Source organism: Streptomyces sp. NPDC060064 (assembly GCF_042736455.1).
GTDB lineage: Bacteria > Actinomycetota > Actinomycetes > Streptomycetales > Streptomycetaceae > Streptomyces.
On sequence record NZ_JBHWWF010000089.1, the window covers coordinates 1 to 7132 of the forward strand.

Below are 7132 nucleotides of genomic sequence, written 5' to 3' on the forward strand. Positions count from 1 at the left end.
TGATAGCAATGCATCAACGACGCAGAACGCTCACGGTGACGCTCGTTGAAGACAGAGAAGAGAGGGGCTCAGGCCCCGTTGATAACGGGCGGCCCGAGGAAGATCACGTTCTCCTTCCCGACGACGAAGTCGAGCGTCCCGAGGTGAGAGATGACCTCGCGCTTGACCGACCGCTGGTGGTCGAAGTCGAAGTCCTCGAGTGACTTGCGGGAGGGGAAACGGGCCGCCCTGATCCGGCCATCGGCGCCGTGGGAGTCACGGGCGGCGACCTCCCGCTGCAGGCAGGCGGCCAGATACTCCTCGTGGCTCCACTCTTCCGAGCGAGCCCGATCGGCAAGCCGGGCGGCAGCATCTCGCAGAGCCGGGGCCTTCAACGCCTTGGTGAGATAGATGAGTTCGGACGTGACATCGCGGTTGCTGCCTGCCTGCTTCGTGTTGTTCGAGCTCATCACGCTGCCCCTTCACCGGTGGTCAGTCCGCCGTCGATGACGCCGAAGATGCGGTCGTAGGAGTCGAGCGACCGCTCTTCGACCTCGGTGAGGTCCGTGGGGATCTGCTTCGCGGCGGCCGTCTTGCGGCCGGCCGTGGCAGCGGCTGCATGGTCGGGATCGGTGATCGTCTGGTGTCTGGCCCAGCTGCGGGCGTGGCGGGCGACCTCGACTCCGTCGCAGGTCACCAGGACCTGGTCCAGGTCGGCGGCCACCTCGATGCGGCGGCCGATGGCGAGGGGGTGGACGGAGTAGTCGCAGGTGTCCAGGCGGACGTAGTGGTCCCGCGGCAGCCGCAGCGATGCCTTCCACCAGCCCGGCGGGGCGATGGGCGGCAGCGACAGCATCCGCGACCGGTCGGCCTCGAGCCGGTCGGACGGCCGGGCCTGCAGCGTGCGATGGACGCGCCGGTTGGCCTTGGTGAGCCAGTCGGCCAGCTGGACGTTGAAGTCGGCCGCCGAGGTGAACACCCGACCCGGCAAGAACGACGTCTCCAGATAGCCGTTTGCCCGCTCGACCAGGCCCTTCGCCTCCGGATCCCGCGGCTTGCAGAGCACGAACTTGACGCCCAGCAGCCCGGCGAACGCTGCGAATTCGTCGGTTAGCCGTGGTCCGCCGGACCGCCAGGAGCCGACGGCTCCCTCGTTGTCCCAGACCAGCACCCTCGGGACGGCGCCGAGGTCGGTCAGCAGGCGCCAGTGACCTGCGATCAGGTCGGCCGCCGACCTCGACGGCAGCATCCGGGCGGTGATCCACCGCGAATAGCCGGCCACCATCACCAGCACCGGCGGATGCCCGACCTGTCCGAAGCCGAGCGGGATCTCGGCCGGCGGAAACCACAGGTCGCACTGGGCCAGCTCGCCGGGTTCATAGACCGTCCGCGACGCCGGATCGACGGGCCGATAGGCGGGCCGCAGTTCACGGACCCGGTCCTTGAGCACGGTCAGGCCCCGGTCCCAGCCCAGGCGTTCGGCGATCACCGTCGCCGGCATCTCCGGCCACTGCTCGAGCAGTTCGCGGATCTGCGGCTCGACGACGTCGACGATCGAGCCCTTTGAGGCCCGCTGGTACTTCGGCGGGGCATCGTCCGCGATCGCTCTGCGAACGGTGTTCCTCGAGATCCCCAGCTTCCTCGCGATGGCTCTCACCGGCATCTCCTCGGCCCGGTGCAGCCGGCGGATCTCCGCCCAGTCCTCCACGCTGATCACCACTCCTCCCGGTCTGACTCAACGAGCCAGACCCCTGGAGGGGGTCAACTTTCAAGCGTCGCTACTGGTCCACTTTTCAGCCGTCGCCGACAAGGTTGGGCTACTCCTCGCCGGCGGCTTCGAGAGCTCGCTCGATCTGCTGGTTCGAGCGCTGCTGGGTGCGGTGAATGGCCTTGGCGTAGAAGCGGAAGAGGACCGCGATGCTGTGGCCCGCCCGGCGGGCGACTTCCGCAGGGGAGACGCCGGACTCAAGCCAGAGGGACACGCCAGCGTGCCGGAGTGAGTAGGGCACGTCAGCCAAGGGCGACGTGCCTTCGCACTCGGTGAGCACCACGAGTCGAGCGGCCTTCCAGACCGCCCCGTACTCCTTGGACAGGAGCCTTCCGGGCCCGCTTCTTCAGGCCGCGCGTGTCGAAGGACTCTCCGCTGTCCGTCCAGGCCGAGCCCACGCGGGGCGTACTGCTGGAGAGCAGCACTTCTCCCCAGCCGTCTTCGGGGAGGTGAAGTCCTCCTCGCGTAGTTGCCTCACCGGGGCGGTTGGCCGCGTAGTACAGGCAGCCGAAGAACGCCTTGAGGTGCCAGCCACGGTCACCCTGTGCGCTCACGCCGTCGATCAGCTTCTTCGTGAGTTTGGGGCCGGGGACGAACCGGAAGTCGATTCCAAACTCGCCCGCGAAGTGGCAGCCCTGGATGGGCTGAGCAACGGCCGGATCGTGCTCGGCGTGGGCCTGGCCGGCCCCATCGAGGACGAATACGACACGTTCGGGGGGCCCACCGACCCGAAGAAACTGGCGGCCCGATTGGACGAGGTCCTGGCTGCCCTGGACCTGCTCTGGTCCGGAGAACCGGCCACCTACCTCGGCTCCTACGTCACCCTCAAGGACGTGATCTTCCAACCCACCCCCGTCCAGCGCCCGAGGGTGCCCATCTGGGTGGGAGGGCAATGGCCGCACAAAGCGCCCATGCGCCGAGCCGCCCGCTGGGACGGCGCCGAACCCCTCCTACCCAGCGCCGCCCAAGGCTCCCCCGATCCGGGCGGAAGTCCGGGAGCTACGTGCCTCCCTCGACAGGAGCCGTCTCAATCCCCTGCACGGGAAGCCATTCGATCTCGTCCTCGGCGGAACGACCGAGCCGCACACCGCCGCGGACACCATCGGCCCGCTCGTCGAGGCGGGCATGACTTGGTGGCAGGAGCGACTTGCTGGGCGGTTGAGTGGTGGCTGTTCGAGGCAGCGACGGCATGTCCGAGGGATATCGGCGCACCCGGTCCGGGTGATCAGCCGCGTTGCCGTACACGTGCGCGAGGCAATCACACGACACGCCAGGCGAGTTGAAGTCCACGGGCGCGGGCGCGTACAACAACGACAACGGGGCCTCCTTGGGCCGCTCGGTTAGGTTCGCACCCCCGAGCTGCCAAGAGGCCCCGTCTTCATGTCCGCACCACCGCAAGATCACCCGACCAGGAACCCTGTTCGACCCGCACGTTCCATGATCGGTACGACAACAGCTTCTCAGCCCGCGGTGGCCGTCATAAGGGCAAGTGGGTGATGCGCTCCGACCGCCGCGACCGCCGCACCGTGTTCTTCCAGGACCCTGCCGATGCGGAGGTCTGGCACGTGCTGCGGTGGAACGGTCTACCGCCCGCGGACGAGGTGCCCGCTTTCTCCTCCGCGACCGCCGACGCCCTGCTGGCCCAGGCCCGCGGACGGGGCATCTCCCCGCACTCCGACGCCGACCTGCTGCCGGTGCTGCTGGAACTGCTCGGCGGTGCTGCCCCGGTCGAGCAGTGGCCCACGGCGATGAGCAAGGGCAAGCGCGCCCAGCACGCCCGCCGCTCGGCACAGGCAGCGGCAGCCCGTGCCGACCGTCCCGCCGACCGGGCGGAATCGCGGCCGAAGCCATCCCGACCGCCTGGAGAGGACGGTGAAGTGGTGCCACTGCAGTGGCCGCGTCAGGCCCGGCAGGCCGACGAGGCGGTCCGCGCGGACATGCGGCGCCGCCGTGAAGCGGCCGTCTCCTCTCGCCCCAAGCCGCCGCCCCGGCTCAGTCAGGCCCTGCGGAGTCGGAGCCTGTTCGCCCTGCTCGACGACGAGAGCGACGACCAGAGGGCCCCGGCGGGGCCGGGAGGAGGGGACAGCGCGTGAGGGAGGATGACGACCAGAATTCGACCCTCGCACGGTTCGTTCTGGGAGGGCCGCCTCCGATGCGCGAGACGCTCCAGGGATGGGAGCAATGGCGCACGAACCGCGAGGACTTCGCTGCCGCCCCGCGGCTGGACCTGGCCGCCTGGCGGGCGCTCGGCCCGCGTGGCCGGATGCTTCACGATCTGCACCGCGCCGCCACACACTCCAACCTGCCGGTGCTGGAAACTCTCATGACCAGGAAGGTCGCCAAGCGACTCAACGCCAGGTTGAAGACCAACCGGTTGAAGCATAAGCCGACCACGCGAGCCGGATTGATGATCAGCGGCGGCGGCCGCTCAGGGGAAGACGGAGACCGTCTGCGAGGTCGCCGCGAACTTCCAGGACGACTGGGAAAGACTAGGCCGGCTGGTGGCCCCGAACGGACTGCCCGGCACCCGGGACCTTCTCGCACCGGTCGCCTACGTCCAGACTCCGGTGACCGCGAAACCCAAGAGCACCTGCAAGGCCATCCTGAACTTCTACGGCGCCCCTGTCACCAGCCGGATGGATCTTCCAGACCTCGTCCACCAGGTCGCCACGTCCCTCCATGACCATGGCACCCGCACCTTGTTGCTCGATGACATTACGAGGCTTCGCAGGCACCGCGCGGATGATCAGGACACCCTCGATCTGATCCGGGCGTTCATGAGCATGCACGTCACGCTCGTCCTCGTCGGCGTCGACATCCCCGGCTCCGGGCTGCTGCGGGAGGGCCGCTACGACAAGCGCCGCGGACAGGTAGTCTTCCCTCCCTCGAAGAAGGCCACAGTCTTCGGGCTGGAAGCCACTCAGACCGAACGCCGCTTCGATCTGGTCGAACTCGGCCGATTCCATTACGACACCCCCGCCCAGATCTCCGCCTGGGTCGAGCACCTGGCCGGAGTTGAGGACTGCCTGCGGCTGCTGAAGGCTCCCGCGGGAATGCTCACCGAGGGCACCATGCCCGAATACCTCTGCAAACGCACCGGCGGCGTCGTCGGCCTGCTGGAGAGGCTGGTCGAAGACGGCTGTGAGGAGGCGATCGGCTCCGGCGCGGAGTGCCTGACCGAGAGCCTGCTGGAGGACATCACCATCGACGTTGACGACGCTCCAGGCCGCGACCGTGAGGCCGGCGAAATCCCCCACGTTCCCGAGCACAGACCCGCCGGTCAGCGCAAGCGCGCCCGCAACGGCAGCTTCGACGACCACGGCCCCGCCGCCGCGGACACCAGAAGCTGAAGGAACCGGTGCGTCCCCTGCCACGGAGTCTGGACCCGCTGCCCGAAGAAGCCCTGCCCGGCTACCTGCTGCGGCTGGCCCACCGGCTCGACCTGGCCCCCGCCGAACTGGGGCGGTTCACCGGCCTGTTGCCCGCTGGCCACAGTTACCTCGGACGCAGTCTGCTGATCAACCTGCCCGATTCCCACCTCACCGCCTTCACCCAGGCCACCCGGCTTTCCACGAGCGAGGCCACCGGCCTCACGCTGGCCACCTGGGCGGACTTCTACCCGCCCATCCGCCGGTCGCTGCCCGCTCCCGGAGGCCGCGCACCTCGCATGGACGGCTGGCTCCTGCACCCCTTCAGCCGCTTCTGCCCCCAATGCCTGACCGGGGACGATCCCGTCCAGGAAAAGTACGGAGGCAGCTGGAAGAAGGAGTGGCACCTTGGAGTGGCCTTCGCCTGCCCCGAACACGAATGCTTTCTCCAGCACCAGTGTCCGCAATGCCACCAGCCGTCCTCAACCAGCCGCTCACCCGTGCTCATCCCTGCCAGCGGCATCCGCGGCAGCCCACTCGCTGATGGCCAGCAGCGAGGTCGCACCGGTCAGCACGGCCGCAGCGGCGATCGCGAGCACACCGACCAGCGGATGGAGTCGGCCCTGCGCGCCACGCGGATCGGACACCGCGGCGAGACAGGACAGCAGGTCAGGGCACTCCTCAACGGCAAGGGCACGAGCGGAGGCGAGTTGGTCAAGTTCAGCGGGGGTGGGGGATGATGCGGCGATGGGCGCGGTCTTCCAGCGTGATCATGGGACTTCGACACTCACATGATCACTGACGGCCGTGCCCGTTCCATGTCCCCGCAGACCGGACCATGGCTGTAGAACGGGCGAGCCGACTCATGACGGCTTCATGCCGAGGCCCTGCCTGCCACCTGGGCCTGATGCGATCCAAAATTGAGTATCAAGTACGCATGTCCGCGCAGCAAACACCGCCTTGAATGATCGACGAGGTGGCCCGCGGCGGTACGCCTCTAAGCGCGTACAACGAGGAGTAACAGATTTGCCCTGCTCCACAGGTTCAAGTCCTACAGAGGGGCACCACGACGGTCACGGAGGAAGCTGTAACCAGCAATCTCCACGAAAAGTTATCCCGTTGCATATGGCCCTCTCACACCTTGACACATCAGAAGCGAACGGCCTCGAGCGCAAGCCCCTACCAATTCGTTCGCCACAGTGGGCGCTGAAGAAAGTCCGCAACACCCACTCTCTGAGCAGCACCCCTATCCCCGACCTGTTCCACGTCACCCTCGGCCAGGTCGTGCACAGTCACCGTGTGCCATCCCCGTGGCAAGGAGACAGAGCCGAGTTGCTGGCTGAGACATCAGAGCGTCTGTCTTCCCACGCAAAGCGGCTGCCGCGACTGAGTTTCGCAGTCCGGCACCCGCTCCGGACGCTTCGTCGATTCCACAGAAAATCGATCAACTTCACGGGATTCGGACTGGGGCAATGGGCCGCGATTGGAATCTTCGTCGTTGCGGTCGTCGGCTGGCTCGCTTTCCAGTACATCTCGCGCTACCGCTGAAACCGAGTTGAGCGGTGCGGAGGCAATGCCGCGTGGTTAAGCGGTTTCCGCCCTGGTCAAGAGGAAGCGGAAGCTTGCGTACGAGAACGGGACCTCTGATAGAGCAGGGGATCGACCAAGATCTTCCAACTGCCAGAGGTCCCGTTGACGTGTCAGTCTGCCATCACCACTCTCACTCGCACCACCACGGTTGCCAGCGGTGTCTTCGCCCCGGATGCCTCGGTGAGTTGACCCAGCACGTCCCGTTCGAGCTGGTCGATGCCGTGCTTGAGGAGACCGGGACGGTTCAGCGACGGCTGCGGGCCCTGCCCTCCCGGGTCGGGATCTACTTCCAAGGTGTGAGCAAGCTGGTCGCGGGGCTGGCCGGACTGCAGGTAAGTACCCCGACGAACTGCGCGAGCGCGCGACGCGCTTGGCGGTCGAGGCCCGCAAGGACCCGGCCGGCCGGGCCGGTGCGATCAAGCGGATC

General features: G+C 67.5%; 7 protein-coding genes and 3 pseudogenes. 5 read left to right on the forward strand and 5 right to left on the reverse strand.

All coding sequences use genetic code 11. From position 1 onward, the window contains the following. Positions 1–68: 68 nt before the first annotated feature. The 3 genes from ACFWDI_RS40540 to ACFWDI_RS40550 form a co-directional block, all read right to left on the reverse strand. A complete protein-coding gene (locus ACFWDI_RS40540) occupies positions 69–449 on the reverse strand; it encodes an ATP-binding protein (protein WP_385312067.1) in 381 nt (126 codons plus the stop codon). Further along, on the reverse strand, positions 449–1696 hold the full coding sequence (gene istA / locus ACFWDI_RS40545) for an IS21 family transposase (protein WP_385312070.1): 1248 nt from the start codon (positions 1694–1696) through the stop codon (positions 449–451). Before istA ends, ACFWDI_RS40540 begins: the two co-directional genes overlap by 1 nt. 100 nt (positions 1697–1796) lie before the next feature. Next, a complete protein-coding gene (locus ACFWDI_RS40550) occupies positions 1797–1961 on the reverse strand; it encodes a hypothetical protein (protein ID WP_385312072.1) in 165 nt (54 codons plus the stop codon). Positions 1962–2418: 457 nt separating this feature from the next. Here ACFWDI_RS40550 and ACFWDI_RS40555 point away from each other — a divergent pair, with 457 nt between their 5' ends. The 4 genes and pseudogenes from ACFWDI_RS40555 to ACFWDI_RS40570 all read left to right on the forward strand — a co-directional run. Continuing rightward, entirely contained in the window at positions 2419–3030 is a 612-nt protein-coding gene (locus tag ACFWDI_RS40555) for an LLM class flavin-dependent oxidoreductase (protein ID WP_385312077.1), read from the forward strand. Between the two features lie 213 nt (positions 3031–3243). Continuing rightward, a complete protein-coding gene (locus ACFWDI_RS40560; protein WP_385312074.1) occupies positions 3244–3840 on the forward strand; it encodes a hypothetical protein in 597 nt (198 codons plus the stop codon). A gap of 399 nt (positions 3841–4239) precedes the next feature. Next, a pseudogene (locus ACFWDI_RS40565) lies at positions 4240–5097 on the forward strand (TniB family NTP-binding protein); the annotation flags it as partial. Positions 5098–5105: 8 nt separating this feature from the next. Beyond that, positions 5106–5552, forward strand: a pseudogene (locus ACFWDI_RS40570) (TniQ family protein); the annotation flags it as partial. Between the two features lie 57 nt (positions 5553–5609). Here the strand turns inward: ACFWDI_RS40570 and ACFWDI_RS40575 are convergent. Then, positions 5610–5762, reverse strand: coding sequence for a transposase family protein (locus ACFWDI_RS40575; protein ID WP_385312079.1), 153 nt, complete (start codon positions 5760–5762; stop codon positions 5610–5612). A 1053-nt stretch (positions 5763–6815) separates the two neighbouring features. After that, entirely contained in the window at positions 6816–6998 is a 183-nt protein-coding gene (locus tag ACFWDI_RS40580; RefSeq protein ID WP_385312081.1) for a hypothetical protein, read from the reverse strand. Between ACFWDI_RS40580 and ACFWDI_RS40585 the strand changes: the two are divergent. Beyond that, a pseudogene (locus ACFWDI_RS40585) lies at positions 6927–7132 on the forward strand (hypothetical protein); the annotation flags it as partial. The gene ACFWDI_RS40580 and the pseudogene ACFWDI_RS40585 overlap by 72 nt on opposite strands.

Coding starts and splice junctions, on each gene's coding strand:
- ACFWDI_RS40560 (WP_385312074.1), top strand. CDS start 3,244: ATGCGCTCCGACCGCCGCGACCGCCGCACCGTGTTCTTCCAGGACCCT.
- ACFWDI_RS40540 (WP_385312067.1), bottom strand. CDS start 449: ATGAGCTCGAACAACACGAAGCAGGCAGGCAGCAACCGCGATGTCACG.